General features: G+C 66.9%; 29 protein-coding genes. 17 read left to right on the top strand and 12 right to left on the bottom strand.

Annotated elements, in window-relative coordinates; all coding sequences use genetic code 11:
• Positions 1-76: 76 nt before the first annotated feature.
• On the top strand, positions 77-1,312 hold the full coding sequence (locus ACFTSF_RS38220) for a sodium:proton exchanger (RefSeq protein WP_380160092.1): 1,236 nt from the start codon (positions 77-79) through the stop codon (positions 1,310-1,312).
• A 45-nt stretch (positions 1,313-1,357) separates the two neighbouring features.
• Here ACFTSF_RS38220 and ACFTSF_RS38215 read toward each other — a convergent pair whose 3' ends face one another.
• Positions 1,358-1,660 (bottom strand): WhiB family transcriptional regulator, encoded by a 303-nt coding sequence (locus ACFTSF_RS38215; protein WP_344144177.1) that lies wholly within the window; start codon positions 1,658-1,660, stop codon positions 1,358-1,360.
• Positions 1,661-1,894: 234 nt separating this feature from the next.
• On the opposite strand from ACFTSF_RS38215, the gene ACFTSF_RS38210 reads away from it, so the two are divergent.
• Complete coding sequence (locus ACFTSF_RS38210) at positions 1,895-2,431, top strand: CHAP domain-containing protein (protein WP_380160090.1); 537 nt, start codon at positions 1,895-1,897, stop codon at positions 2,429-2,431.
• On the opposite strand, the gene ACFTSF_RS38205 is transcribed toward ACFTSF_RS38210, so the two are convergent.
• From ACFTSF_RS38205 to ACFTSF_RS38195, 3 genes are all read right to left on the bottom strand, one after another.
• The gene (locus ACFTSF_RS38205) at positions 2,404-2,931 is read right to left on the bottom strand and encodes a GNAT family N-acetyltransferase (protein WP_380160088.1); all 528 of its coding nucleotides are present in this window, start codon (positions 2,929-2,931) and stop codon (positions 2,404-2,406) included. The two genes, ACFTSF_RS38210 and ACFTSF_RS38205, sit on opposite strands and share 28 nt — an antisense overlap.
• A gap of 1 nt (position 2,932) precedes the next feature.
• Positions 2,933-3,901, bottom strand: coding sequence for a zinc-binding dehydrogenase (locus tag ACFTSF_RS38200; protein ID WP_380160086.1), 969 nt, complete (start codon positions 3,899-3,901; stop codon positions 2,933-2,935).
• Positions 3,902-4,094: 193 nt separating this feature from the next.
• Positions 4,095-5,291 carry an NADP-dependent malic enzyme gene (locus ACFTSF_RS38195; RefSeq protein ID WP_380160084.1) on the bottom strand — a complete coding sequence of 399 codons (1,197 nt, stop codon included), beginning with the start codon at positions 5,289-5,291 and terminating at the stop codon, positions 4,095-4,097.
• A 230-nt stretch (positions 5,292-5,521) separates the two neighbouring features.
• Between ACFTSF_RS38195 and ACFTSF_RS38190 the strand changes: the two genes are divergently transcribed.
• From ACFTSF_RS38190 to ACFTSF_RS38155, 8 genes are all read left to right on the top strand, one after another.
• Positions 5,522-6,364, top strand: a complete 843-nt coding sequence (locus tag ACFTSF_RS38190; RefSeq protein WP_380160082.1) for a transporter substrate-binding domain-containing protein — start codon at positions 5,522-5,524, stop codon at positions 6,362-6,364.
• Complete coding sequence (locus ACFTSF_RS38185; RefSeq protein WP_380160081.1) at positions 6,361-7,182, top strand: amino acid ABC transporter permease; 822 nt, start codon at positions 6,361-6,363, stop codon at positions 7,180-7,182. The genes ACFTSF_RS38190 and ACFTSF_RS38185 overlap by 4 nt, the downstream gene beginning before the upstream one ends.
• Position 7,183: 1 nt before the next feature.
• On the top strand, positions 7,184-7,936 hold the full coding sequence (locus ACFTSF_RS38180; protein ID WP_380160079.1) for an amino acid ABC transporter ATP-binding protein: 753 nt from the start codon (positions 7,184-7,186) through the stop codon (positions 7,934-7,936).
• 178 nt (positions 7,937-8,114) lie between these two features.
• The gene (locus ACFTSF_RS38175) at positions 8,115-9,020 is read left to right on the top strand and encodes an ABC transporter substrate-binding protein (protein WP_344144160.1); all 906 of its coding nucleotides are present in this window, start codon (positions 8,115-8,117) and stop codon (positions 9,018-9,020) included.
• Positions 9,020-9,988: an amino acid ABC transporter permease gene (locus ACFTSF_RS38170; protein WP_380160077.1), complete on the top strand. Its 969-nt coding sequence runs from the start codon at positions 9,020-9,022 to the stop codon at positions 9,986-9,988. The genes ACFTSF_RS38175 and ACFTSF_RS38170 overlap by 1 nt, the downstream gene beginning before the upstream one ends.
• A complete protein-coding gene (locus ACFTSF_RS38165; RefSeq protein ID WP_380160075.1) occupies positions 9,988-10,758 on the top strand; it encodes an amino acid ABC transporter ATP-binding protein in 771 nt (256 codons plus the stop codon). The genes ACFTSF_RS38170 and ACFTSF_RS38165 overlap by 1 nt, the downstream gene beginning before the upstream one ends.
• 73 nt (positions 10,759-10,831) lie before the next feature.
• Positions 10,832-11,224, top strand: coding sequence for an anti-sigma regulatory factor (locus tag ACFTSF_RS38160; protein ID WP_344144154.1), 393 nt, complete (start codon positions 10,832-10,834; stop codon positions 11,222-11,224).
• Positions 11,221-12,018, top strand: a complete 798-nt coding sequence (locus ACFTSF_RS38155; protein ID WP_380160073.1) for an RNA polymerase sigma factor SigF — start codon at positions 11,221-11,223, stop codon at positions 12,016-12,018. The genes ACFTSF_RS38160 and ACFTSF_RS38155 overlap by 4 nt, the downstream gene beginning before the upstream one ends.
• A gap of 2 nt (positions 12,019-12,020) precedes the next feature.
• On the opposite strand, the gene ACFTSF_RS38150 is transcribed toward ACFTSF_RS38155, so the two are convergent.
• The gene (locus ACFTSF_RS38150) at positions 12,021-12,434 is read right to left on the bottom strand and encodes a hypothetical protein (protein WP_380160071.1); all 414 of its coding nucleotides are present in this window, start codon (positions 12,432-12,434) and stop codon (positions 12,021-12,023) included.
• Between the two features lie 411 nt (positions 12,435-12,845).
• Between ACFTSF_RS38150 and ACFTSF_RS38145 the strand changes: the two genes are divergently transcribed.
• The gene (locus tag ACFTSF_RS38145) at positions 12,846-13,097 is read left to right on the top strand and encodes a WhiB family transcriptional regulator (protein WP_132169366.1); all 252 of its coding nucleotides are present in this window, start codon (positions 12,846-12,848) and stop codon (positions 13,095-13,097) included.
• 57 nt (positions 13,098-13,154) lie between these two features.
• Here ACFTSF_RS38145 and ACFTSF_RS38140 read toward each other — a convergent pair whose 3' ends face one another.
• On the bottom strand, positions 13,155-14,633 hold the full coding sequence (locus ACFTSF_RS38140; protein ID WP_344144147.1) for a histidine kinase N-terminal domain-containing protein: 1,479 nt from the start codon (positions 14,631-14,633) through the stop codon (positions 13,155-13,157).
• Positions 14,634-14,718: 85 nt separating this feature from the next.
• Here ACFTSF_RS38140 and ACFTSF_RS38135 point away from each other — a divergent pair, with 85 nt between their 5' ends.
• A complete protein-coding gene (locus tag ACFTSF_RS38135) occupies positions 14,719-15,624 on the top strand; it encodes a DUF2785 domain-containing protein (protein WP_380160069.1) in 906 nt (301 codons plus the stop codon).
• Here the strand turns inward: ACFTSF_RS38135 and ACFTSF_RS38130 are convergent.
• Entirely contained in the window at positions 15,611-16,585 is a 975-nt protein-coding gene (locus ACFTSF_RS38130; protein ID WP_380160067.1) for an endonuclease/exonuclease/phosphatase family protein, read from the bottom strand. The two genes, ACFTSF_RS38135 and ACFTSF_RS38130, sit on opposite strands and share 14 nt — an antisense overlap.
• An 84-nt stretch (positions 16,586-16,669) precedes the next feature.
• On the opposite strand from ACFTSF_RS38130, the gene ACFTSF_RS38125 reads away from it, so the two are divergent.
• The 3 genes from ACFTSF_RS38125 (at position 16,670) to ACFTSF_RS38115 (ending at position 19,355) form a co-directional block, all read left to right on the top strand.
• Complete coding sequence (locus ACFTSF_RS38125; RefSeq protein WP_344144140.1) at positions 16,670-16,945, top strand: DUF3311 domain-containing protein; 276 nt, start codon at positions 16,670-16,672, stop codon at positions 16,943-16,945.
• A gap of 62 nt (positions 16,946-17,007) precedes the next feature.
• Positions 17,008-18,597, top strand: a complete 1,590-nt coding sequence (gene mctP, locus ACFTSF_RS38120; protein ID WP_380160283.1) for a monocarboxylate uptake permease MctP — start codon at positions 17,008-17,010, stop codon at positions 18,595-18,597.
• Between the two features lie 131 nt (positions 18,598-18,728).
• Positions 18,729-19,355, top strand: a complete 627-nt coding sequence (locus ACFTSF_RS38115) for a DUF5317 domain-containing protein (protein WP_380160064.1) — start codon at positions 18,729-18,731, stop codon at positions 19,353-19,355.
• Here ACFTSF_RS38115 and ACFTSF_RS38110 read toward each other — a convergent pair.
• Complete coding sequence (locus ACFTSF_RS38110) at positions 19,317-20,591, bottom strand: HD-GYP domain-containing protein (RefSeq protein ID WP_380160062.1); 1,275 nt, start codon at positions 20,589-20,591, stop codon at positions 19,317-19,319. The genes ACFTSF_RS38115 and ACFTSF_RS38110 overlap by 39 nt on opposite strands.
• Entirely contained in the window at positions 20,592-21,665 is a 1,074-nt protein-coding gene (locus tag ACFTSF_RS38105) for an HD-GYP domain-containing protein (RefSeq protein WP_380160061.1), read from the bottom strand. It abuts the gene before it with no gap.
• A 538-nt stretch (positions 21,666-22,203) separates the two neighbouring features.
• Here ACFTSF_RS38105 and ACFTSF_RS38100 point away from each other — a divergent pair.
• Together ACFTSF_RS38100 and ACFTSF_RS38095 are read left to right on the top strand one after the other, a co-directional pair.
• On the top strand, positions 22,204-22,278 hold the full coding sequence (locus tag ACFTSF_RS38100) for a 50S ribosomal protein bL37 (RefSeq protein WP_369759046.1): 75 nt from the start codon (positions 22,204-22,206) through the stop codon (positions 22,276-22,278).
• Positions 22,279-22,604: 326 nt separating this feature from the next.
• Entirely contained in the window at positions 22,605-25,070 is a 2,466-nt protein-coding gene (locus ACFTSF_RS38095) for an ATP-binding protein (protein WP_380160059.1), read from the top strand.
• An 8-nt stretch (positions 25,071-25,078) separates the two neighbouring features.
• Here ACFTSF_RS38095 and rsrA read toward each other — a convergent pair whose 3' ends face one another.
• The 3 genes from rsrA to ACFTSF_RS38080 form a co-directional block, all read right to left on the bottom strand.
• Complete coding sequence (gene rsrA / locus ACFTSF_RS38090; protein WP_344144127.1) at positions 25,079-25,357, bottom strand: mycothiol system anti-sigma-R factor; 279 nt, start codon at positions 25,355-25,357, stop codon at positions 25,079-25,081.
• Positions 25,354-25,977 (bottom strand): sigma-70 family RNA polymerase sigma factor, encoded by a 624-nt coding sequence (locus ACFTSF_RS38085; protein WP_344144125.1) that lies wholly within the window; start codon positions 25,975-25,977, stop codon positions 25,354-25,356. The genes rsrA and ACFTSF_RS38085 overlap by 4 nt, the downstream gene beginning before the upstream one ends.
• A 127-nt stretch (positions 25,978-26,104) precedes the next feature.
• A complete protein-coding gene (locus ACFTSF_RS38080) occupies positions 26,105-26,746 on the bottom strand; it encodes an alpha/beta family hydrolase (protein ID WP_344144122.1) in 642 nt (213 codons plus the stop codon).
• Positions 26,747-26,993: the final 247 nt, after the last annotated feature.

The following is a 26,993-nucleotide window of genomic DNA, read 5'->3' as shown; positions in this document are numbered from 1 at the left end:
CGCGCCGGGCCGTGGTGACGACGCTCTCACACTTTCGCAATTGCGAAAGTATCAAAATGGTGGCAGCCTGGAGGACATGGTCAGAGCGCTTCGCCCAGTGCTGTTGCTGCTACCGGTGGCGGTTCCCGCCGTCGCGCTGCGGCTGACCGGCACCCATCCGCCGGCACTCGCCTCGATCCTGGTTTTCGGGCTCGCGGTCGTCGCCGCGTCGTTCGTGCTCGCCTGGGCGGCCGAGGCGGCGGAGGTGGACATCTCCGGCGGCCTGGCGATCGCCCTGCTCGCCGTCATCGCCGTCCTGCCGGAGTACGCGGTCGACCTCTACTTCGCGCACACCGCCGGCAGCAACCCCGACTACGTGCAGTACGCCGCCGCCAACATGACCGGCTCGAACCGGCTACTCCTCGGCCTCGGCTGGTCGAGCGTCGTACTGATCAGCCTGTACGTCGCCTCTCGGCGGACCGGGGTCTCCATTCGCGAGCTAGTGCTGGAGTCGGGCTATCGCCGTGAGCTCGGGTTCCTCGCCATCGCCGGTGTGGTCGCGTTCGTGATCCCGGTGACCGGTGAGATCCACCTGCTGCTCGGTATCGCCCTGCTCGGCTTCTTCGCCTACTACCTGTACCGCGCTGCTGTCTCGGGTCACGACGATGATCCCGACCTGATCGGCCCGGCCGCGCGGATCGGCGGACTGCCGACCACGCAGCGGCGGATCGCGGTGATCGGGATGTTCGTGGTTTCGGCCGGGATCATCCTGGCCTCCGCGGAACCCTTCGCCGACTCGCTGGTCGAGGGCGGTCAGGCGCTCGGGATCGACCAGTTCCTGCTCGTGCAGTGGCTGGCACCGCTGGCCTCCGAGGCGCCGGAGTTCATCATCGCGATCCTGTTCGCCTGGCGCGGCAAGGGCGCGGCTGCGCTCGGCCTGCTGATCTCCGCCAAGGTGAACCAGTGGACGCTGCTGATCGGCAGCCTCCCGATCGCCTACGGCCTCGGCGGCGGCCCTGCCGCTCTCCACCTGGACGGCCGACAGATCGAGGAGTTCCTGCTCACCGCCACGCAGACCCTGCTCGGAATCGCGGTCCTGCTCAGCCTCCGCTTCCCCCGCTGGGCCGCCTGGACACTGCTCGCCTTGTTCGCGATCCAGTTCGCCGTACCGGGTCAGACCGGCCGCTACATCCTCTGCGCGATCTACCTGGTCCTCGCCATCATCGCCACCACCCGCAACCGCCACCACCTGGCCGCGACCCTGCGAGCGCCGTTCCGCAAGCCCGCCGTACCGGCGCCCGTCGACCGCACCCCCGACCTCGTCGACGCCTAACCCCATTTGGGACTCGCCGGGACGGGGACGGGGGCGAGAGGTGGGTTAGCTTGCCTGCTGTTCTGCGGCGACTTCGGGGATGCGGGTACGGCGTTCCTGGGGGCCGGGGCGGCCGCGGCGGCGGCCGGAGAGGAACTTCTCGCCGGCGGCGGTGCCGGTGAACTTGGTGCGGCGGGCCCATTCGCGGCATTCCTCGAGGACCGGGCACGAGGTCAGGCAGACCGCCTGCGCCTTGCGCTGCTCCCACTGGCTGGCGCTCTCGTCGTACGACGGGGCCTGGCCGACGCACGCGGCGCGGCTCATCCAGTTGTCGGCGGGGTCGACGATCACCGTCAAAAGCGGCCTCATGGGCACTCCTGCTCCCTCATCGATCGGGCGGATCGAATCCGCCAAGGGTTTCCCGGCGGTAGGAACAGCGTGCTCCACCCGCGTTGCCCCGGTGCGACGCCAATGTTTCCGGCGTGAAACGTAGACCAATTCATTCCGTAGTAATAAAACTACAAACAGTTGCGTTGAGTGGTGATTTAGTTACAGAATGATCAGGGTCCGCGACAGTCCGTGACAGCGAAGACAGGAGATCCGATGCGTCTTTCACGAGTTCTGGTTCAGTTGGTGGGTGGCGTGCTGCTCGCAGTCACCGCCTCGAGCGCCACGGCGGTTGCGCCGGCAGTCGCGGATGTTCGCAGCACCGTCGTCGCGGCGGCCAACGGTGAGATCGGCCAGGGCGAAACGCCGCCGGGAAGTAACTGCAACCCCTACGGCCCGTGCCAGGCCTGGTGCGCGCACTTCGCGACCTGGACCTGGCGCCAGGCCGGCATCAACATCCCGAACTACGGTTTCACCGGCGACATCTACACCTGGGGCACCCGCAACGGCCGGTCGCGTGCCACCAACACGGGGATGAAGCCCGGCGACATCGTGCTGTACGGCACGGGTCCGCAGAACACGAGCACGTCGGTGCACACCGGGGTTGTAGTTGCGGTGGGCAACGGAACCATCACCACCGTCGAGGGCAACTCGAACAACGCGGTCCGCAAGCACGGCCCGTTCGACCCGACCAGGGCCAAGGCCGCCGGTCGGCCCGGCAACATCTACGGCTGGGTCTCCGTCGTGGGATGAGCCGTCCGGACGAGCCGGATCTCCCATAGATCGAAGTACTCGTCGTGCTTGCGGGTGCCGTCCGGAGCGAACCCGTGCCGGCGGTAGAACCCGAGCGCCCGCTCGTTGTCCTCGAACACCCACAGGTACGCCGGATCCTTGCCAATAGCAACGTCCAGCAACCGCGTCCCCAGCCCGCTCCCCCACCAGGCCGCCCGCGTGTAGATCGCCTGCAACTCCAACGGCACCGGCGAATCCTCGTCCCGCCCCGGACTCGTCCCCACGAACCCGACCACCCGGTCCCGCATCGGCACCTCACCAGGGTTGATCGCGAGCCAGCGCGTCTTCCCATCCTGGATCGCCTGCGACCAGCGCTCGATCCGCTGGTCGACGTTCGCGGTTCGCTGGGCGAGTACGTCGGAGGGGGCGAGTCCGGCGTACGCCTCCTGCCAGCACTGGAGGTGGCACCAGGCGGCGGCTTCGGCGTCCTCGACCGTCGCCGGGCGGATCTCGGGAGTCATGTCAGACAGTGAAGACGATCTTCCCGAAGACGTCACCCGCATTCATCTTGGCGAACCCGTCCCGCGCGTCCGCCAGCGGCAGCACGGTGTCGATGTGCGGCGAGATCCCGGCGTTCGCCATGAACTGAACGAGCTCGGCCAGCTCGGTCCGCGTCCCCATCGTGGAGCCCTGCACCCGCAATTGTAGGAAGAAGATCCGGTTCAACTCGGCCGACTTCGGCGCCTGCCCACTCGTCGCCCCCGAGATCACCACCGTCCCGCCCTGCTTGAGCGACTTCAGCGAGTGCGACCACGTGGCCTGCCCGACCGTCTCCATCACCGCGTCCACCCGCTCCGGCAACCGCGCCCCGGACTCGAACACATCGTGCGCACCGATCTCCAGCGCCTTCGAACGCTTCGCCTCGTCCCGGCTGGTCGCCCAGACCCGAATCCCGGCCGCCCGCGCCAGCGTGATCAGCGAGGTCGCCACCCCACCGCCCGCGCCCTGCACGAGCACGGTGTCGCCCGGCTTCAGGTCGGACTGTGTGAACAACATCCGGTACGCCGTCAGCCAAGCGGTCGGCAGGCACGCCGCCTGCTCAAAGCTCAACCCAGCAGGCTTCGGTACGACGTTCCGCGCCGGAACCGACACCTTCTCGGCCAGCGTCCCGTCGTACCGCTCACTCAGCAGCGATCGCTTCGGGTCGAGCGTCTCGTCGCCCCGCCACTCCGGATCCGACACCACCGCATGCACAACCACCTCGTTGCCATCCGGATCGACCCCGGCCGCGTCACACCCGAGGATCATCGGCAGGTTCGCCTCGGCCAGCCCAACGCCCTTGAGCGACCACAGGTCGTGGTGGTTCAACGCCGACGCCTTCACGTCGATCGTCACCCACCCGTCCCGCACCTCAGGCTCCGGCCGCTCCCCCACCTCAAGAGCGGCCACTGGGTTCTCCGGGTCGAACTTCGCAGCGTAAGCAGCAAGCATGCAATCCACCCTAGGCTCTGATCCCACTCGAGACATCCGACCCCACCCCCACCCCTACCCACACCCCACACTCGCATGCTGGCTCCGGTCGCGGTGAGTCGCGGATCACGGTGGCTTCGGTCGCGAGGCACGGTGAGTCGCGGAGCACGGTGGCTTCGGTGGGCGGGGGTCGGGGGTCGGGGTGGGGTTGGGGTTAGGGGCGGGCGACGTTGTCGGTGTGGGCTGCGGCGGCTACCGCGGCGGCTACTGCGGGGGCGACTCGGGGGTCGAAGGGGGACGGGATGATGTAGTCGGGGCGCAGGTCGCCGGGGGCGATCAGGCCGGCCAGGGCGTTGGCGGCGGCCAGCTTCATGCCTTCGGTGATGCGGGAGGCGTTGGCGTCGAAGGCGCCGCGGAAGATGCCGGGGAACGCGAGCACGTTGTTGATCTGGTTGGGGAAGTCCGAGCGGCCGGTGGCGACGACTGCGGCGTGCCGGTGGGCGATGTCGGGGTGGACTTCGGGGTTCGGGTTGGCGAGGGCGAAGATCATCGCGTCGGGGGCCATCCGGGCGATCGCCTCCTCGGGAACCGTCCCGCCGGAAACACCCAGGAAGACGTCAGCACCATCGAGCGCATCCACCAGCCGACCGGACAGGCCGCCAGTGTTCGTGTCGCGAGCCAGCGAGAGCTTCACCGGGTTCAGGTCCGCCCGGTCCTCGTGCAGCACGCCCTTCGAATCCACCACAGCCAGGTCGCCGACACCCGCCTGCAGCAGGATCCGGGCACACGCGACCCCGGCCGCCCCGGCGCCCGAGATCACCACGCGGATGTCCGAGATCGACTTGCCGGTGACCCGGAGCGCGTTCTGCAACGCGGCCAGTACGACGACCGCCGTACCGTGCTGGTCGTCGTGGAAGACCGGGATGTCCAGCCGCTCCTTCAGCCGGCGCTCGATCTCGAAGCAGCGTGGTGCCGAGATGTCCTCGAGGTTGATTCCGCCGAACGACGGCGCCATCCGCGCGACCGTCTCGACGAACTCGTCCACGTCGGTGCAGTCGAGCGCGATCGGCACCGAGTCGACGCCACCGAACTCCTTGAACAGCAGCGCCTTGCCCTCCATCACCGGCAGTGACGCGGTCGGCCCGATGTCACCGAGACCCAGTACGGCGGTTCCGTCGGTGACGACTGCGACCACGTTCGACCGCCAGGTGTAGCGGCGGGCCAGCGACGGGTCCTCGGCGATCGCCGTACAGACGCGGGCGACGCCCGGGGTGTAGGCCTTGGACAGTTCGGCGGCGTCGGTGACGTGCACCGAGGACGTCACCTCGATCTTGCCGCCGACATGCAGCTCGAAGACCGGATCACCGGCGTACGGATCGGAGACAACAGGAGAAACAGGCTGGGCGACCATGACAGAACCCCTCGGGAAGGTGTGCGTACAAGACTGAGTGCGCCCGACGTTGATGCGTCGAAACGGCGCTGTTTCCAGGGGGTCACCCGTGCGGAATCGAGTAAACCACAGCGCCTACTGGTCTGCTGTGAGCGGCCCCACACAGATAACGATCCCGGTCAGCCCGGGGCCGCGAACTGCCCGCTGTGCCAGGATTCGGGGATCCAGACCCCTGTCGAGGAGTAATCGCGATGAACATCGTCCGCACTCTCCGTACGCATCGCCGGATCACCGCGGCGGTCGCCGTTTCGGCGCTCGCGCTCGCACTCACCGCCTGTGGCGGCGAGTCCGGCAGCGGTGGATCCGGCGACAAGGCCAAGGCTGCCGGGATCGACCTGGTGAAGTCCGGCCAGCTGACGATCTGTACCCACCTGCCGTACAAGCCGTTCCAGTACAAGGACGGCACCAAGGTCGTCGGCTTCGATGTCGACCTGCTGAACCTGCTCGCCGAGGACCTCGGCCTGAAGACCGACGTGGTCAACATCGAGTGGGCCCAGGTCACCTCCGGCGCCGCCTTCAAGGCGAAGAAGTGCGATATCGGCATGGGCGCGATGACGATCAACGAGCCGCGCAAGGCCGCGCTCAGCATCACCGACCCGTACATGGACGCCACTCAGGTGCTGATGGCCAAGAAGGACTCCGGCATCAAGGGTCTGGCCGACCTGAAGGGTAAGAAGCTCGGCGCCCAGGCCGACACCACCGGTAAGGACTACGCCGACAAGAACGCGGCCGCCAACGGCTACACGGTGATCCCGTTCAACGACCTGGCCCTGCAGGGCAACAACGTGAAGTCCGGCCGGGTGGACGCCGCGATCAACGACAACGGCGTGCTCTACGACTTCGTCAAGGACAACCCGGACATGGCCGTGGTGGCCGAGTTCGACACCGGCGAGCAGTACGGGTTCGCGGCGCTGAAGGACGGCACCGGCCCGAAGATCGTGGCCAAGTTCAACGAACTGCTGGCCAAGGCGAAGAGCGACGGCAAGTACAACGAGATCTACAAGACGTGGTTCGGGGTTGAGCCGAAGAAGTGAGTACTCCGGCCGACACCGTCGTACGTAAAGGGTTGAGTCCGCGCAAGCGGGCTCAGCGCTCCCGCCTGATCCAGTACGCCGTCCTCGTGGGCGTGGCCCTGTTCGCGCTGTTCAGCGCCGACTGGGGCCAGATCGGCTCGGTCTTCTTCAAGCCCGAGTTCATCAAGTCGACGTTCCAGGACGGCGTACTGCAGGCACTGATCAAGACGCTCGAGTACACCGCCGGCGCCTTCGTGATCGGCCTGGCCGGCGGCACGCTGCTGGCGCTGATGCGGCTCAGCAGCGTCGGCCCGTACCGGTGGCTCGCGACCGCCTACATCGAGTTCTTCCGCGGCCTGCCGGCGATCGTGGTCTTCATCGCGTTCAGCCTGCTGCCGCTGGCATTCGAGGGCATGACGATCCCCTGGGACCCGTACGGCGTCGTCTGGCTCGCGCTCGGAATCGTCGCCGCGGCGTACATGGCCGAGGTGATCCGGGCCGGCATCCAGGCGGTTCCGAAGGGCCAGATCGAGGCGGCCCGCTCACTGGGCATGCCGTCCGGTTTGGCGCTGCGCAAGATCGTGCTCCCGCAGGCCTTCCGGATCGTGCTGCCGCCGCTGACCAACGACCTGATCCTGCTGGTCAAGGACTCGTCGCTGGTCTTCATGATCGGTGTCGCGGCCGACGGCTACGAGCTGACCGGGTTCGGCCGGGACCTGGCCAACACCTATTCGAACCTGACCCCGATCGTGGTCTGCGGCTTCTGCTACCTGATCATCACCCTGCCGCTGGGCCTCCTGGTCCGCCGGCTCGAGGCGAAGGCAGCGAGGGCCCGCTGACATGGCACTGGTCGAAATCAAGAACCTCCACAAGTCCTTTGGCAGCAACCACGTTCTGCGCGGCATCGACTTCACCGTCGAGCAGGGCGAGGTCGTCTGTGTGATCGGCCCGTCCGGTTCGGGCAAGTCGACGCTGCTGCGCTGCGTCAACCTGCTCGAGGTTCCGCAGGAGGGTCAGGTGATCGTCCGCGGTGAGGAGATCACCGACCCGGACTGTCATCTGGACGCCGCTCGCGCGGGGATCGGCATGGTGTTCCAGCAGTTCAACCTGTTCCCGCACCTGAGCGTGCTGGCGAACTGCACGGTCGCCCAGACCACGGTCCTGAAGCGCAAGCCGGCCGACGCCGAGAAGATCGCGCGGGCCAACCTCGAGCGGGTCGGTCTGAACGAGAAGGTCGATGCGTTCCCGGCACAGCTGTCCGGCGGTCAGCAGCAGCGGGTGGCGATTGCCCGCGCACTGTCGATGGACCCGGCGCTGATGCTCTTCGACGAGCCGACATCCGCGCTCGACCCCGAGCTCGTCGGCGATGTGCTCACGGTCATGCGCAAGCTCGCCCTCGAAGGGATGACGATGCTCGTCGTCACCCACGAGATGGCCTTCGCCCGGGAGGTCGCCGATCGCGTGGTCTTCATGGACGGCGGCGTCATCGTCGAGCAGGGCCCGCCCGCCGAGGTGATCGGCAACCCGCAGCAGGAGCGCACCCAGCTCTTCCTCCGCCGGGTCCTCGACCCCACCCACGTCCAGGACCTCTGACCCGTACTTCGTCACGCTGCGTGCCCGGTCTGTCGACGGGCCGCACGCGTGGGGTTCACATCGGCTACGAATAGGTCTCCATTCCGGAGTTGACGCTGCGTCGGGGGCATCACCCTGTGTCAAGATGCGGACCACACGGCGCCGGAAACCGGCCGGCACCCCGGTATTGGAGGACTAGATGTCTGTCCTGCGGAGGACGCTCGTACTGTCGGGCGTTCTGGTTCTGGCGGCGGCGGGATGCGGTTCGGACTCGCTTGGCTCCGGCTCGAGCCCGAGTGCACCGAACAGTGCGTCCTCGAGTACGCCGACCAGCGGTGGGCCGGACCTGAGCGGCAAGCTGCCCCCGAAGATCGCGGCGGCGAAGAAGATCGTCGTCGGCGTCGACGCGAGCTACCCGCCGAACGAGTCGCTCCAGGGCGGCAAGACCGTGGTCGGCATGGATGTCGACCTGTTCAACACCGTCGCGGCCAAGTTCGGCGTCACCGTCGACTGGCAGCCGGCCGGCTTCGACACCATCATCACCGGTGTCCAGAGCGGCAAGTACGACGTCGGCGTCTCGTCGTTCACGATCAACGACAAGCGCAAGCAGCAGGTCAACATGGTCAGCTACTTCAGCGCCGGCACCCTGTGGGTGACCGCGAAGGGCAACCCGAAGGGCGTCAACCCCGACGACGCCTGCGGCAAGACGGTCGCCGTACAGAAGGGCACCACGCAGCTGGAGGACGACCTGCCGAAGCGCCAGGCCAAGTGCAAGGCCGACGGCAAGCCCGAGATCAAGCCGCTGGTCCGCGAGAAGCAGGACCAGGCGACCGCCGACCTGGTGGCCGGCAAGGCCGACGCGATGCTCGCCGACTCCCCGATCTCGCTGTACGCGGTCAAGCAGACCAACGGCGCGCTCGAGCAGCTCGGTGAGATCTACGACGCCGCGCCGTACGGCTATGTCATCCCGAAGGCGCAGACCGAGTTCGCGGAAGCGATCGTCGAGGCGCTGAAGTCGGCGGCGGCCGACGGCTCCTACAAGGCCGCACTGGCCAAGTGGGGCAACGAGTCGGGAGCGATCACCGACTTCGCGGTCAACCCCTGATGAGTGCGGAGACCACCTCGGACGGCACCCCGGCCGGTACGACGGACGTCCGGCCGGGCGCCATCAACGCCGTACCGGTGCGGCATCCGGGCCGGTGGGTCGCGATCGCGGTGATCGCGGTCCTGGCCGCGATGCTGGTGCACCTGCTGGTCACCAACAAGGCGTTCGACTGGAGCTTCGTCTTCCAGGCGATGAACCAGTCGCCGGTGATCAACGGATTCCTCAAGGGCACACTGCTGGTCACCGTGCTGGCGATGGTCGTGGGTGTCGGCGGTGGCGTGCTGCTGGCGACGATGCGGTTGTCGGACAACCCGATCCTGTCCGGGGTGTCCTGGCTGTTCACGTGGTTCTTCCGCAGCATCCCGCGGTACCTGCTGCTGTTCTCGATGGGCACGCTCGGTGTGCTCTTCCCGCAGGGCATCGCGTTCGGCATCCCGTTCGACTGGAAGATCATCGACTGGCTCGGGATGTCCGGTGACTGGCGGTTCCTGACCCTGGACGCGAACCAGGTGTTCACCGGACTCGTTGCCGGTGTCATCGGTCTCGGGCTGTCCGAGGCGGCGTACATGGCGGAGATCGCCCGGGCCGGGATCATGTCGGTGGACAAGGGCCAGGCCGAGGCCGCCGAGGCGCTCGGGATGAGCAAGGGCAAGGCGATGCGCCGGGTCGTGCTGCCGCAGGCGATGCGGGTGATCGTGCCGCCGACCGGCAACGAGACGATCGCGATGCTGAAAGATACGTCGCTGCTCCTCGCCGTCCCGGTGATCGGCGAGCTGTTCTATCAGCTGCAGTCGATCGGTTCGACGTACTACAAGACGTTCCCGATCGCGGTGGCCGCGACGCTGTACTACCTGGCCGCGACCAGTGTGCTGATGGTCGGGCAGTACTTCCTCGAGCGGCACTTCGGCAAGGGCTTCGGTACGACGGCGCCGCGGGCTGCCCGTCCGGCCGGGGCAGGGGGTGCCTGATGCCACTGGTTCATGCGGTCAACGTGAGCAAGTCGTTCCATCACAACGAGGTGCTCAAGGGCATCGACCTCGATGTCGACGCCGGCCAGGTCGTCTGCCTGCTCGGGCCTTCGGGTTCGGGTAAGACGACGTTCCTGCGCTGTATCAACCAGCTCGAGACGATCGACGGCGGCCGGATCTGGGTCGACGACGACCTGATGGGGTACGCCGACCGCGACGGCAAGCTGTATCGCCTGAAGGACAAGGAGATCGCGGCCCAGCGGCGCGAGATCGGCATGGTCTTCCAGCGGTTCAACCTGTTCCCGCACATGACCGCGCTGCAGAACGTGATCGAGGCGCCGGTCCAGGTCAAGGGCGAGTCGAAGAAGGCCGCCCGCGATCGGGCGCAGTCGCTGCTCGACCGAGTTGGCCTCGGCGACCGCACTGCGGCGTACCCGGCGCAACTGTCCGGTGGCCAGCAGCAACGAGTTGCGATCGCCAGAGCGCTGGCCATGCAGCCCAAGCTGATGCTGTTCGACGAGCCGACCTCCGCGCTCGACCCCGAACTGGTCGGCGAGGTGCTGTCGGTGATGCGCGAACTGGCCGCCGACGGGATGACGATGATCGTGGTCACCCACGAGATGTCGTTCGCCCGCGAGGTGGCCGACACCGTCGTCTTCATGGACGGCGGCGTGGTCGTCGAGGCCGGTCCGCCGGCCGACGTGATCGGCAACCCGCAACACCAACGGACGAAGACGTTCTTGTCACGTCTCAGGTCCGAACACAGCTGAGGATCTGGCGCCGTGCATCAAATGCGCTGAGAGTGGTAGATGTACGGCGTCAGTCCGATGCAGAGGAGACGAAGTGAGCAGCACGGGGCAATCCGCCGAGGTCCGCCTGAGTATCCCGGCCGACGGTGCGTACATCGCCGTACCGCGGTCGGTGGTGGGCAACCTTGCGGCCCGCAACGACTTCACCGTGGACGCGATCGACGATCTGCGGATCGCCGTGGACGAGGCGTGTTCACTGCTGCTGCCGCAGGCCACGGACGGCGTGCTGGACTGCGTCTTCGCGATCGACCCGCCGCAGCTCACGGTCCGCACGAGCGCCGTCGTACCGGCCGGCTGGACCCCGGACACGTCGTCGTTCGGCTGGACCGTGCTGACCGCACTGGTCGAGACCGCCGCCGTCGAGACGATCGACGGCCGGCTGACCATCACCGTGACGGCTACCGCCACCGCCACGGAGAAAGCGTGACAGACGACAGAGACCTGGGCGAATCCCAGGACCACCACTCCGATCTACGCACGCGGACGGCTGCCTTCTTCGCTGCGATGGCCGCGGCTGGCGCCGGTACGCCGGATCACACGGCCGCCCGCGATGGCCTCGTCTCGCTGCACATGCCGCTGGTCGAGCACCTGGCCCGCCGCTTCCGCAACCGCGGTGAGCCGTACGACGACCTCGTGCAGGTCGCGACGATCGGGCTGATCAAGGCAATCGACCGGTTCGACTCGGACCGCGGGGTCGAGTTCTCGACGTACGCGACACCGACGATTCTCGGCGAGATCAAGCGGTATTTCCGGGACAAGGGCTGGGCGATCCGGGTACCGCGGCGCCTGCAGGAGCTGCGGTTGTCGCTGACCGCGGCCACGGCCGAGCTGACTCAGGAGCTCGGTAGAGCCCCGACCGTGGCCGAGCTGGCGGTGCGTCTCAACCTCCCGGCTGACCTGGTGATCGAGGGGCTCGAGTCCGCAAACGCCTACAACACCTTGTCTTTGGACGCTCCCGATCAGAACGAGTCGGATGCGACCACGGTCCTGGACGGGCTGGGTGGCGAGGACGAAGCACTGGAGAGCGTCGAGTATCGCGAGTCGCTCAAACCCTTGCTGGCCCAGCTGGACACGCGGGAGAAGCGGATCCTCACACTGCGGTTTTTCCGCGGGATGACGCAGTCTCAGATCGCCGAGGAGATCGGCATCTCGCAGATGCACGTCTCCCGGTTGCTGGCCCGCACGCTGACCGAACTGCGGGCCGGATTGCTCAAGGAATAGCGCTACAGGACTGGCGGATGGTCTTTCTCGGGGTTGTCGGCAAGGGCTTCGGTGGATTCCTTGCGGAAGACCCCGACCAGTACGCCGGCCGCTGCCACCGCGAGCGCGATCGCGACCCCCTTGGTGCCGCCGCCCCAGAAGCTGTAGGCGATCAGGAGCTGGATCAGCTGGGCGAACACGGCTGGTCCACGGCTCCACGTCGACGCCCGGGACAGACCGCGCGCGACGACGGCCAGACCCCCGCCGTACAGCACGAAGAACACTGTCGTGGTCAGGCCGAGCACCAGGCGTGAGCCCTGAATCGTAAATGCTTCGGCAATTCCGAGAACGACGAGCACAAGCCCTTCCGCTGCGACCACCGCCGCGGCTAGCTTCAGTGCTCTAGGTACTACGGCAGCTGGGGAGTCGGTCGGCACTCCGCCAGCCTAGACGCTGTGCACCGAGGTTTTGGGTGGCGTAACCCCAGCCCTACAGGGATTCGAGGTTGTGCGTAACCAAAGCGTTGTCCGATCGGTTACTTGCAGTGAACGGGTGATTGCGAGTTCGCGCCTCTGTCCGGTTAACGGACGGGGAGCACCGTCACGCACCGGTTCGTAGTGTTAAGGAAGTGTTGTGATCTGATCGACAACTCCAGAACCCTTGTTTCACACGCCTGAGATTGGGAACATGGAGTCGTTCGTGAAAGCGTTCACAACTTGCCGCGAACATTCAGACCCTCGCCCGACGGTCCCCTCCGTCGCGAGAAGTACGACGAGTACAGCACCCGCTGATCGGGCACAGACCTAACCGACAGCGTACTTCCACTACTGAGAGAGATGGGATTCGCCATGGATTGGCGCCACCGGGCCATTTGCCTCGATGAGGACCCGGAACTGTTCTTCCCCATCGGCAACACCGGGCCCGCGATCATGCAGATCGAGGAGGCCAAGCAGGTGTGCCGCCGGTGCGACGTGCGTGAGCAGTGCCTCGCGTGGGCACTGGAAGCCGGCCAGGACCACGGTGTCTGGGGCGGCCTGAGCGAGGACGAGCGACGTGCGCTGAAGCGCCGTAACGCCCGTCAGCGCATCCGCACCGCCTGAGTGTTCTTCGTCGAGGCCCCGCGGGATCCGCGGGGCCTTCGCCATTTCAGCACTGCGCTATTCAGGCACCGGAATATCCAGCGTGACTTGAGTTCCGCTCTTGCCGTCACGGCGGGCGCCGAACTCCAACGTGCCGTCCAATTCACCCAGCACCAGGGTGCGGACGATCGACAGCCCCAGATTTCCGGACAGCTCGGAATCGAAGTTCGCGGGCAGACCTTGACCGTCGTCGATCACATCGACCCGCAGCCGGCCGACGGAACGTTCGGCCAGTAGCTCAATGGTTCCGGACGTTTCTTCTCCGTCACGGGTGCCGAACGCATGCTCGACCGAATTCTGCATCAGCTCGGTCAGGACCATCGCGAGCGGCGTGGCCTCGTCCGAATCCAGGACACCAAAACTTCCGGTCCGCCGGATCTCCACGGCAGTGGCAACGGTCGACACGTCGGCCACCATCGCCGCGACCCGATCCGCGACATCGTCGAAGTCCACATGCTCGTCGAACGACTCCGACAGCGTCTCGTGGACGATGGCGATCGACCCAACCCGCCGTACCGCTTCGGCCAGTGCCTCCTGGGCTTCCGGCACGGTGATCCGCCGGCCTTGCATCCGCAGTAACGCGGCGACGGTCTGCAAGTTGTTCTTGACGCGATGATGAATCTCCCGGATGGTCGCCTCTTTGGTGACCAGCTCCCGCTCCCGGCTCCGCAGCTCGGTGACATCCCTGAGGAGGATGAGCGCTCCCACATGCTGACCGTCGGCGCGCAACGGGATCGCCCGCAGGAACAGGGTCGCGTCGGCGTTCTCGATCTCGATCTCCTGCGCCGCGCGTCCGGTCAGCACGGTCGCGAGCACGTCGTCGACCTTGGTCCCGGTGTGCAGGAGCTCCGCGGTCACGTCCTTGAGGCGGCTGCCGACGAGGTCGGTGACCAAACCCATCCGCCGGTACGCCGACAACGCGTTCGGGCTGGCGAACGTCACCATCGCGTGCCGGTCGACCCTGATGCAGCCATCCCCGACTCGGGGCGACGTGGACAGCAGCCGCTCCCCGCCGTACGGGAAGATGCCGTCGGTGATCATCCGGGCCAGGTCGGTCGCGCTCTGCAGGTAGGCGATCTCGAGCCGGGACGGGGTCCGGACGCCGAGCAGGTTCGTGTTCCGGGCGATCACCGCGATCACCCGGGAGCCCCGCCGTACGGGGATCGTCTCGACCCGCACCGGTACGTCGTCGCGCCACTCCGGGTCGCCTTCGCGGCAGATCCGGCCCCCGTCGTACGCCTGGTCCAGCAGGTGCCGGCGGCCGCGCGGGATGAAGGAGCCGACGATGTCGTCCAGGTACGCCGTCGGTCCGGTCGTCGGCCGCATCTGGGCGCCGGCCCAGAATCCGAGGCCTTCGGTGTCGGGCAGCCAGAGGACCAGATCGGCGAACGACAGGTCGGCCAGCATCTGCCAGTCCGAGACGAGCAGCTGCAGGCGATCCAGGTCGGCCTGGTCCAGTGTTGTGTGGTTTCTGGCCACGTCACTCAAAGACGGCACAGCCCTGATGCTACCGACGGGGATACGACTCGACAGATGGGTGTAGACAGGTGTTTGATCTCAGACGGGCGGAAGGATGATCTTGGTGGAGTCGACGTACTGGCAGGACGTGATGGCCGCGGACTATGCGGTCCCTCACGACCGTGCGCTCAACGACCTCACCGAAGAGCTCGTGCGCGGCCTCGCGTCGACCAACCCGCAGGTGCGTGACGCACTGGCCTATCCCACTTTGGCGACCTGGCTCGAGCGCGGCGTGTACGACGACCTGCTGCCCGGCTTCGGCGACGGCCTCTGTGCCGGACTGTCCTACGGACTCGGCGAGGACGGTACGGACAGCGTCTTCCGGCGCTCCTTCACCGCACTGACCCTGGCTGAGGTCATCCACCGCGACAACGCCGAGTTCCTCGTCCACGACGAGGTGGTGATGCGCTGGGGCGACCGGCTGGCCACCTGGCTGCTGCGCGAGCGCGACCTGCGCGGTTACGTGCCGGACTGCGGCTGGGCGCATGCGGTTGCGCACGGTGCGGATGCGATCGGCGCACTGGCCCGGTCGCGGCACTGCGACATCGGCGTGCTTCGGGCACTGCTCGACGTACTGGCGGACCGGATCGTCAAGGACACGCAGTACCGCTGGGTGCACGAGGAGCACGACCGGGTCGCGCACGCGGTCATGACGATCCTGCACCGCAACATGCTCACCAGTGACGAGCTGGAGCGCTGGCTGAAGCCCATCGCCGCTACTGCGGCCCAGCAGCCGCTCATGCACGAGACGCTGCCGGAGTGGCCGACTCCCCCGGTCTTCAACGCCCGTGGGGTCCTGCACGTGCTGCTGAGCCAGCTGGCGATCGGAGTGAAGGGCTTCCCGATCCCTGGTGACGACGAACTGTTCGGACGGCCTATCGAGGCCCGTGCGGACCTGCTGCTGATGCTGACCGAGGCTGTCCAGGGCTCACAGCCCTACATCTACCGGCCGGCGACTAATCCGTCTTAGGTACTGCGACTGTTGCCACCACCGCGAGGTGGTCGGTGCCGGCGATCTCGTACGTCGCGAACTGGAGCGGCTGGATCGGCCGGGTGGCCAGGACGTGGTCGATCTGGGTCCGGGCGATGGCCGGCTGGTCGGACGGCCAGGTGCCTTTGAAGCCACCACCCACGGACGGTCCGACGCTGTGACAGTTCGAAGCGAGTGCCCAGCGGAAGTCCGCGTGGTCCAGGGTCGCGTTGAAATCACCGGCCACGATCGTCGGCGGGTCCTGCGCGCACCAGCGCCGTAGCTGCGTCAGATCGTGCTTCCACGGCGGCACGTCCTCCGGCAGCGGCGGGAAGCCGTGGTACGCGACCAGCCGCACCTCGCCCAGATTGCCGCCTGTCACCATCAGATTGCCGAAGCTGGTCGGAAGGTCCGGCTTGACCTGCACAGCGCCCAGAGAGGCCGCTACGAGCACGCTGGTGGCGCTCTCCACGGCTCTGGTGGGCTGTTCGGTGTAACCGGCGTACTTCAGGTCCTCGAGCTGTGCCCGGATCTCCTCGCGGACATCGACCTGTGCCTCCGGCAACGACACCAGGTCCGGTTTGCGCTCCCGGATGAGCTCCGCGACCGCACCGGCGCTGGCACCGCCACCCAGCACGTTGGCGACCATGATGGTCAGCACCCGGGTGTCGGCCGCCGGAGGCTTCGGATCACTCGTCACCCGCGGCAGAGTCAGCCCAGCACCGATCAGAGCCAGTACGGCGACCAGTCCGGCCGCCAGGCGCCAGCCCTTGCGGATGAGCATCAGCAGGGCCAGTACGAACACCAGGACCAGCCCCTGCGGCCGGAATGCGACCAGCTGGGCGAACGGCGTCACCTCGTCAAGACCGTACAGTTCCGGATACAGCGGGACGGCAACGATCACCACGAAGAGTACGGACAGCACGATCCGGCGTACCAGCCATGCCTTTTCGTTATCCACGCTCCACCCCGAACCTCTAGTCGCTTGTCCGGACGAAACGGTAGCGTGCTCCGTTGCGCCCGCTCTGTCCCGAGGAGGTTCGCAGTGTCCCGATTGTCCGCGGTGAAACCCGCGTACTGGATCGCCGGTGTACTACTGGCGGCCACGATCGTCGCCCCGCTCATCGTCTCGTCCTATGCCAAGGCCGAGCCGCGACTGTGGGGTTTCCCGTTCTTCTACTGGTACCAGCTGCTCTGGGTCGTCCTGTCGGTGTTCACCGTGGGGATCGCCTACAAGCTGGTGATGGGCGAGGAGCGCAAACGACGGGCTGCCCAGGGTCTCGGTGACCCGGACAAGCCGGCGAAGGGGGCAGAGCAGTGAACCACTCAGTCGACTGGGTGCAGTTGATCGTCGTCGTCCTGATCTTCGTCGCCGTCACGGTGATGGGCTTCATGGCGTCCCGCTGGCGGGCCGCCGCCTCGATGGACAACCTGGATGAATGGGGTCTGGGTGGCCGCGGCTTCGGCACCTTCATCACCTGGTTCCTGCTCGGCGGCGACCTCTACACGGCGTACACGTTCATCGCCGTACCGGCCGCGATGTACGCCACCGGAGCCGTCACCGGCTTCTTCGCGGTGCCGTACACGATCGTGGTCTACCCACTGATCTTCGTCTTCATGGCACGGCTCTGGTCGGTCTCGCACCGGCACGGCTATGTGACCCCGGCCGACTTCGTCCGCGGGCGCTACGGCAGCCGCTGGCTGTCGCTGGCGGTAGCCCTGACCGGCATCCTGGCCACCATGCCGTACATCGCGCTGCAGCTGGTCGGCATGCAGGCCGTCTTCGAGACGATGGGTCTCGGCGGCGACAACCTGCTGGCCAAGGACCTGCCGCTGCTGATCGCGTTCGCCGTCCTCGCGGCGTACACGTACTCCTCGGGTCTGCGGGCACCGGCGATGATCGCGTTCGTCAAGGACGGCCTGATCTACCTGGTGATCGGTGTCGCAGTCATTTACCTGCCGCACGCACTCGGCGGCTGGGAGGCCATCTTCGGTGCGGCCGAGAAGAAGTTGACCACGCCGAACCCGGCCACCGGCAAGCCGGTCGGCTCGTTCATCCCCGGCGTGACTGGGCACTCGGCGTACTGGACGCTGGCGCTGGGTTCGGCGCTCGCGCTGTTCATGTACCCGCACTCGGTGACCGCGGTGCTGTCCACCAAGAGCCGCAACGTCGTACGGCGGAACGCTGCGATCCTGCCGGCGTACTCGCTGCTGCTCGGTCTGCTCGCGCTGCTGGGCTTCATGGCCATCAAGGCGAACGTCAACATCACCGGCCTCGACGGGCTGCCGAACCCGCAGCTGGCGATCCCGCGGCTGTTCGACCAGGAGTTCCCATCCTGGTTCGCGGGCATCGCGTTCGCGGCCATCGCGGTCGGCGCGCTGGTGCCGGCGGCGATCATGTCGATCGCGGCAGCGAACCTGTTCACCCGCAACATCTACAAGGAGTTCCTGAAGAAGGACGCCTCGCCGGCCCAGGAGGCCAAGGTCTCCAAGCTGGCCTCGCTGCTGGTGAAGTTCGGCGCGCTGGTGTTCGTGCTCGGGATGGACAAGACGATCTCGCTCAACCTGCAGTTGCTGGGCGGTATCTGGATCCTGCAGACGTTCCCGGCGATCGTGGTCGGCCTGTTCACCCGCTGGTTCCACAAGTGGGCGCTGCTGGCTGGCTGGGCGGTCGCGATGGTCTACGGCACCATCGAGGCCTACAACGTGGTGAACCCGGCGACCAAGAAACACTTCGGCGGCTCGGTCACGAACATCCCGTTCACCGACACCACGGCGTACATCGGCCTGGTCGCGTTCGCGCTCAACCTGGTCATCGTCATCGTGCTGACGCTGGTCTTCCGGGCCCTCAAGGTCTCGGCCGGCGAGGACTCCACCCACGTGTCGGACTACACCGCCGACCGCGGTGACCCCGGCGTACACGACCTGCCCGACCTGCTCGACGAAGACGGCGCGGCTCCGGCCAAGTCCTAGCTGTTCCCCGGCGGCGGCCCTTTGCTGGGCCGCCGCTTTCTTTGTCCTTACGTTACGTTTTGCCACCATATCGACACGCTGCGCGGTCAGCTTGCCCGAATTCGGGCTGTAGGGGCGGCAGAATCGCGAGCGTGTTGCTGGTCCTCCTCGTCATGGCGCTCGCCGCCCTCGCGGCGCTCGCCACGGGCGGACGCCTTGGTCGGCTGGCCGACCACGCCCTGACCGGCCTGCACTGGCTGGCCGCAGCCGCCATCGGCCAACTCCTGGGCTCCCTCTTCGGCGGTACGGCGTACCCCGTAGGCCTGATCGGCTCCGCGGTCTGCATAGCAGTCTTCCTCCGCGAGAACCTGCGCCAGCCCGGCGTAGGCCTCCTGGCCCTGGGCTTCTTCTCCAACGCCGCCGTAGTAGCCCTGAACGGCGCCATGCCCGTCTCAGCCGCCGCCCTGACCCGAGCAGGCCTGTCTCCTCAGGTCGCCGGCCCGCGCCACGAACTCGTCACCGCCACAACCACGTGGCCCTGGCTGGGCGACGTCGTACCGGTAGCCCTCCCCGGCCTGGGCCAAGCCGTCAGCCCCGGCGACATCCTGATAGCCGCCGGCGCAGGCCTGCTGCTCTACACCGGCATGGGCGGCTCCGGCCGAGTAGCCACCGACATGGCCCCCGCCTGGGACGACCTGGAACCCTCAAGAGCGAACCCAGCCATCCGGATCCGCCGTCGTTCAGAACCGGAATCCACGCCCGATCACCCGACGGAGTGAGTCGACCACCACTGGGTCGTACTCCGCCCCGATCCCCAACCCGATCGACTCCATCGCCTTGTCCGGCGACTGCCCGCCGCCTTCCCCCACCAACTGCTCATAAGCCAACGCCACATTCACAATCCCGCTCTCCACCGGAATCTCCGCGTTATTGGCCCGCCCATGCCGATAAGGATCATTGGAGTGCCGCACAATCTCCGCCACATGATCCAGCACCCCCGACCGCTCAATCACCGAAGCCCCAATCTCCGCCGCCCGCTGCCGCTCCTCCCGAGTCCTGAGCAAACTCGCCCCACCCGGACTAGGATCCGCCAACGCCAACTGCCCCACCCCAGACAACAAAGCGGCGTACTCCAACGCCTCGATGCGGGCCGGCGTCAGACCAAGGTCGTAGCCCATGGCAACTGCCAGCTGGGAAGTCCGGCCGTTCTGTCCGGGACTGCTGAAGCCTGCGATCTCCGTACTTCGCGACATCGAACGCACCGTGGTTCGGTACGTCCGCTGGGCCGAGGCGAACCGGCGGAAGGCGAACTGAGTGAGCAGCAGTGGAACAACCACGAGCGGCGGGCCCCAGAGCCCCAGCAGCGACGTGCTGATCGCCAGCAGGATCCCGCTGATCGCCATCGCCATCCCGATCCGCGCCGCGATCACCACCTCGTCCCGCAGAGCTGCCGGGAAGGGCTGATTGAACTTCTCGGTGGCCTGCCCGGCGCCGACCAGGGCGTCCATCACGGCAGCGGTGAGAACCGCCAGCAGCATCGCCCCGGTCAGAGCGATCCCTGAAAGCCAAGTGCCGTCCCAGTACAGATCGGACGGAGTCACCGCGATGAAGACCGCAGCCGCGGCGGCCACCGACAGCACCCGCCGCGACGACACCACCAGGTCCCAGCGAAGGCCGGCCAACATTCGGGGAAGAATTCCGACCAGGGTCGCGAGGCCGGCGACCGCAACGACCTGCGCGAGGTCAGGAGGGATGGAGACCTCCGGCGGGCGCAGCAACACATACCCCAGCGCCGCGCTGGTCGCGATCGGCGCGCGGTTGCGGCTCCGGTCGACCCGGAACTGCACCATCTCGCCGATGGCGATCAGGAGCGCGAACGTCAAGGCGTACGGCCATTCGGTCACGCCGTTGCGAACCGTCAGAGCGAGGGCTGTGAGGCCCAGCAGCCCGCCCGACACGACGATCACGGCGCCACTGCCCAGCCGGCGCATCTCCACTCGCTCCGACGTGACCATCTACGCCTCCGGTCCAGCCGCGGACCCCGAAGCGCCGCCACCACTACCGAGGCTGAGATCGTCGTGGTCTATCGCTGCCTGGACTGTTTCGTCGGGGGCCGGCTGATCCGCAGCGGCCGCCTTCCAGCCGTCCCGGCGGATGACCTCGACGAAGGAGTCGACCAGCTGAGGATCGAAGTGGGTGTAGCGATCCTGCAGGAGAATCTGCAACGTCTCCTCGACACTGCGCGCCGGACGGTAGGAGCGAGTCGAGGTGAGACAGTCGAACGCGTCCACGATGCCGATGATCCGGGCGAAGTACGGGATGTTGGTTCCGCTCAGCCCGGCCGGGTAGCCGGACCCGTCGTACTTCTCGTGGTGATGCAGGACCGCGGACTTGACCTCCTCGAGGAACGGGATGTTGCCGATCAGCTCGACACCCCGCGCGGGGTGGAGCCGGATCGCGTCCATCTCGGAGTCGTCCAGGCGTCCGGGCTTCTGGATGATGCGCGTCGGTACGCCGACCTTGCCGACATCGTGCAGTAGTCCGGCGTGCTCGAGGGCGAGTTGCCGGTCCTCGTTGAGCTGGAGATGCCGGCCGAGCATCCCGACGCCTTCGCTGACCCGCTCCGAATGGCCGCGGGTATAGAGATCCTTGGTCTCGATGACCTGGATGAACGCGCGCATCGTCGCGGCCTGAGCGTTACGTTCCGCTTCGTAGAGCGACAGTGCCCACCTGGCGACGACCAGCGGGACAAGGACCAGCAGTACCGAGATCGGGCCGAGGCCGCCGATCCAGACCACGGCCAGCAGGATCCCGAGGAGGCCATAGCCGGTCATCGGCAGCGCGCTGGCGCCGGCGACCTTCCGGAGGAAGGCGAGCGGCGTGGGGCCACTCCCGTCCAGCCACAGCACCAGACACATCAAGGCGGCATTCACTGTCAGCCAGGCCACAATTGCGGCGAAGCCGGAAACCGTAGCGTGGCCCGGTGCGTCCAACACGGCATCGCCACGGACGCCGCCCGTGGTGACGTACACGAATCCGGCGGCAGTGGCGCACAGAACAGCCTGCGCGCCATTGAAAACCCGCCGCATCAAGGGCAACCGACGATCTTGTGTCAAGGGCAACAGAACGGCGACAACGACGGTGGCCGCAGGCCCTGACAACAAGAGAAGAGCAATACACACCACGTGATCGAGGACGGCCCGAACCGGACCCATCCGCGAACGCAACACAGCGCTCATGAGCAGTAGGAGACCCAGCGTCACGGTCGGCACATCGACGCGAGTCTGGAACAACGCAACCACGACAACCAGCACGGCGAGGGCCGTGCATATCGCCACTGTCAGGCGAAGTGGCCAGCGGCTGTTCACCGCTGAACTCTAACCTTCACCACTCCCAACCGTCAGCACCAAACATGAAACGTCACCTCCGATCAGCGGTCGCAGTCTTGTCCGCATCGACGATGGGGACAGGGGGGCTAGACAGCACGTCGCTGACTCGTCTGAATTTTGCTCATACAGGCTGCGCCGAAACACTGTAAGCCAGACCGTGACCCACCGCCGGACACGATCAACTGGGGGTGGTATGAGAGACTGTGACTCTTTGCAGTTGTTTCTAGGAGGCTTTGAAATGGGCAAGACTGGCCGCAAGCGTCGTGCGCGCAAGAAGAAGGGCGCGAACCACGGTAAGCGCCCCAACGCCTGACCCCAGGCGACTACGCAAAGCGAGGACCCCGGCCCCAAGCCGGGGTCTTTGCAATTTGGTCACAACGCAGGCCAGACCACCTTTCACAGAGGTCCTGTATTCGGAGCGTCTCCACACGCATACCGAAAGCGATCTTCAAACGCCTGTTGGGCTATTCTTTTGCACGAAATCGTGCGGAAACGTGAGAGGCCTACAGCCGACCTCGGAGAGCCCTCGGCGACCCGGGTGTGGATAACTCCAGCGAACCGTCGGCGGGGACTCCTATTGTTAGCCCCGGACCACCCGCCCTGGCCGTCACCCAGGAGTGGGCTGATTGCAGGAGGGAGGTGGGTCAGCTGACCGGCGAGAGCTTGAGTGATCTACTGCGCAAGTACCGGGGACGCGCCGGACTGACCCAGGCCGCACTTGCGGCCAAGGCCGGATTGAGCGACCAGGCCATCAGCGTCCTGGAGCGCGGCACCCGCCGCCGCCCCCGCATCGACACCATCCGCGCGCTCATCAAGGTGCTTCGCCTGGACAAGGCCGAAGCCGCCGAGTTCCTGGCCGTTGCGCGGGGCAAGAGCCCCTCGGCCGAGCCCGATGCGGAGGCGGTTCCGGCGGGTGAGGTGCTGCCGATGCCGTGGCAGCTGCCACCGGCGGTCTCCGACTTCACCGGCCGAACTGCCCAGATCGAGGCAATTCTGGATGTTCTGCGGCTGCCCGAGGGAATGGACAGTACGGCGGTCGGGCTGGTGGCGGTCACCGGAATGGGCGGTATCGGGAAGACGACGCTGGCCGTGCATGCCGCGCACAAGTTGGTCGCGAGTTATCCCGACGGTCATCTTTATGTGAATCTTCGCGGATATGGCCCTGGGCAGCCGATGTCGACCGCGGATGCGTTGCGCAACCTGCTGCGCTCTCTCGGTGTGGAACTGCAGCTCATTCCCGACGAGGTCGAGGAAGCCGCGGCCTTGTTGCGTTCACAGTTGACCGGGCGCCGGTTCCTGCTGTTCCTGGACAACGCGGCCGATGTGCAGCACGTGATGCCGTTGCTTCCGGGCAGTCCCGGGAGTTCGGCGATCATCACCAGCCGTGGTTCGCTGGCGAACCTTCCCGGCGCGCGTCAGGTCCGACTCGACGCCCTGTCGGAATCGGAGTCGGTGGCGTTGCTGGCCGGCGTCGTCGGGCGGAGCCGGGTCGCTGCCGAGCCCAAGGCCGCCGAGGTGCTGGCGGCCTTCACCGGCCGGCTACCGCTGGCGGTGCGGCTCATCGGTGGCCGGCTGGCCGCCCGGCCGAACTGGCCGATTCAGCACCTGGTCGACCTCCTCGAGGACGAGGACCATCGGCTGGACAGCCTGGGCTCGGACGAGACCGGGGTCCGGGCCAATATCGCCAGCTCGTTCGACTTCCTGCAGACCAGCGACCGCCCGCTCGACCGGGACGCCGTACGTGCACTTCCGCTGCTCAGCATCCCCGACGGCTCGGACCTGCGAACCCCGGTCGTCGCCCGACTACTCGACGTACCGGCTCGGAAGGCCGACGCACTGCTGGAGCGTCTCGCCGACCTCAATCTGCTGGAGTCCCTGGCTCCTGAGCGTTATCGCCTGCACGACCTGATTCGTGCCTACGCTCGCGAGCTTGCCGAGGAGACGCTGACGTCCGCCGAGCGGGACGCCGCGCTCGAGCGCATCCTGCGTTTCTACGTCGGCTTCGCCTGGGCCTGTCAGGCGCTGACCCACCGCACCAGTCCGCGGCTCGCGTTCGCCACCATCGCGCATACGCCGCCACCGACTGTCAACGACGTGGTCAAGTCGCTGGACTGGCTTGATACCGAGCACCAAAACGTCGTGGACCGGTGGCAGCAGGCCCTCGGCTCGACGCTGGCCGATTCACCGTTGATCCCGGAACTGATCCTGGCCCTGTTCGGGTACCACGAGTCGCGGTCGCGCTGGGTCGAGATGCGTGACATGCATCGCGGTGTCGCCGAATTGGCCGAGAAGAACGGGCTGGGCAGTATGGCGGCCTGGCTGCAGCACGACACGGCCATCCCGGAAGTGGAGAACGGCAGCCTCGAGGACAGCGTCCCCATTCTGCTGAAGGCTCTCGACATGTTCCGGGCGATCGGCGATCTGCGCGGACAGGCCCGGTGTGCGTCCTCGGTCACCCACGTCCTCGGCCGGCTCGATCGGCTGGACAAGGCACTCGAGCTCGGCAACGAGGCCCTGCGGCTGAGCCAGGAGATCGGCGACAAGACTGTCGAAGGGGTGACCCGGGTCGCGCTCGGTGGACTCTACGACCGGCACGGAGACTACGTCCGAGCCGATGAGGCGTTCCGGTACGGCGTGCGGCTCGCCGAGGAGACCGGCGATCTTCGGTCCATCGGCAAGCGGAACCTCAACACCGGCTTCTCACACCTGCTGGTCGGACGCCTCGACGACGCCGAGGAACCGCTGCTGAAGTGCATCGAGGCCGGCAAGAAGCTCGGCAACGACGACGTCGAGTCGCAGGGCTGGCAGTGCCTCGCCGCGCTGTACGCGGCGCAAGGAAAGTACCGGCAGGCTCACGAGAGCATCGACTCCGGCATGGCGCTGATTCGCAAGCACCGCCTCCGCGAAGGCGCGTTCCTGCTGGAACACGCGAAGGTCAGCGCCGCCGAGGGCGACCACGCCGCCGCCCTCTCCTACCTCAAGTCCGCAATGCCCGTCCTGCAAGGGATATCGCCGCGACTCGAGTCCACCGCGCAGGAGCTTCTTCAGCTCGCCCAGCGCGGCAGCCCGTACACCTACACCGTGGACAACAACCAGCTCAGCTGACGCAACCGTCAGTCGGTGGTGATGATTGTTGTTTCTACCTGGATCTGGGTGAGGCGGAGGAGGATTTTCTGGCGGAGGGCGTCGGGGGCGTGGTCGGAGCCGCAGGAGCGGTGGACCAGTTTCTTGATGCAGCGTTCGAGGTCGTACTCGTCGAGGCAGGGGGCGCATTCCTCGAGGTGCTGACGGATCTCCTCGGTGCTGGCGCCTTCGATCTCGTTGTCGATGAAGACGTAGACCCGCTGGAGGATCTCGTTGCAGTCGACGTCGTGGTCCTCGCCGCAGCTCACGACTCCTCCTTCTTCGCGGTCGCTTCGTCGTCCGTGGCGGCGATCAGGCCGCGGTCGCGGGCGTAGTCGGCCAGCAGTTCGCGCAGCTGGCGCCGGCCACGGTGCAGGCGTGACATCACGGTGCCGACCGGCGTACCCATGATGTCGGCGATCTCCTTGTAGGCAAAGCCCTCGACATCGGCCAGGTAGACGGCCAGCCGGAAGTCCTCGGGGATCGACTGCAGCGCCGACTTCACGTCGGAGTCGGGCAGATGCTCGAGCGCGACCGCCTCGGCCGACTTCAGGCCGCCGGGGGTGTGGGACTCGGCGGCGGTGAGCTGCCAGTCCTCGATCTCCTCGGTCGGTGACTGCGTGGGCTGGCGCTGCCGCTTGCGGTAGCCGTTGATGAACGTGTTGGTCAGGATCCGGTACAGCCACGCCTTCAGGTTGGTACCGGGCGTGAACTGGTGGAACGAGCTGTAGGCCTTCGCGAAGGTGTCCTGGACCAGGTCCTCGGCGTCGGCCGGATTCCGGGTCATCCGCATCGCGGCGGCGTACATCTGGTCGAGGAACGGCAGCGCCTCGCGCTCGAAGCGCGCGGTCCGCTGCTCGGGTGTCTCGGTCGTGGTCGGTGTCGGCATCGTGATCGAGAATACCGGGGCCAACCTAGTGCTCTGTCCAGTCTTCCGCGCCGGAGCCACCGTCGTTGCCGTCATGCTGATCACAACACGCCCGGTAGCGGGGTAATTCCCGCCTAGCGGGCGACCACTATCCGGACACTTCCCGGACGACCCACTCGAACACAGCTTCGACCAGAAGGTCGTAGGACTCGTCCTGGCTGAGCTCAGCCTTCTTCGGCACCTTGAAGGAGTGGTCGGCATCCGGTACGACGGCCATCTCGGTCAGCGGCGGAAATTCGTCAGGTGTGCCGAACGTGTCCCGCTCCCCCTGTACGACGAACGTCGGCAGCCCGGCACCCTGCAACTCGGCCACCCGCGACTTCTCCGGCTTCCCCGGAGCGTGCAGCGGAAACGCCAACGCCAGTACGCCGGATGCCCCAAGACTGCTCGCGGTCCGGCAAGCCACCCGCGCACCCGCACTCCGGCCACCGATCACCAGCGGCGTGCGGATCCGCAACTGCCCGACGATCGCGATCCACGCCTCGTCCAGGATCTTCGGCGCCGGCGCAAGCTTCTTACCCGCCCGTCGCCACGGCTGCTCGATCAGAAAGACGTTGATGTCCTGCTTCGGCAATCGCGCCGCCAGCGCCGCCAGATCAGGCGCCTCGATCCCCCCACCGGCCCCATGACCGAGCGCCAACGTCGCCACCGGCCGCCGAGCCCGGTGCGCCACGATCCGCGCTTCCCCGTGCGGCGTCCCCACAATCCGTTCGTCGGTCACCCGCCCCATCCTGTCATCCACACCCACGAACCCCGCACCTCCACCGCGCGGGTCGGCCACCTTGAGCCCCGATCAACCATCCCCAGCCAACCGCCACGATCGACACGAGCCCAACGCGACACCCACCGAACACCTTGAGCACAGTGATGATGGTTGTGGCCCTTGGCGGATGACTCGCTTGAGCACTGACGACGCTGTCTTTGATGGGATCCGTCTTCGTCAGGGGCCGCACGCACCGGCCGGACGGAGCGTGACC

The organism is Kribbella sp. NPDC056951, assembly GCF_042674205.1.
GTDB lineage: Bacteria > Actinomycetota > Actinomycetes > Propionibacteriales > Kribbellaceae > Kribbella > Kribbella yunnanensis.
Note: the sequence above shows the minus strand (reverse complement) of the source record. Positions and strands in the feature narration are given on the sequence as shown.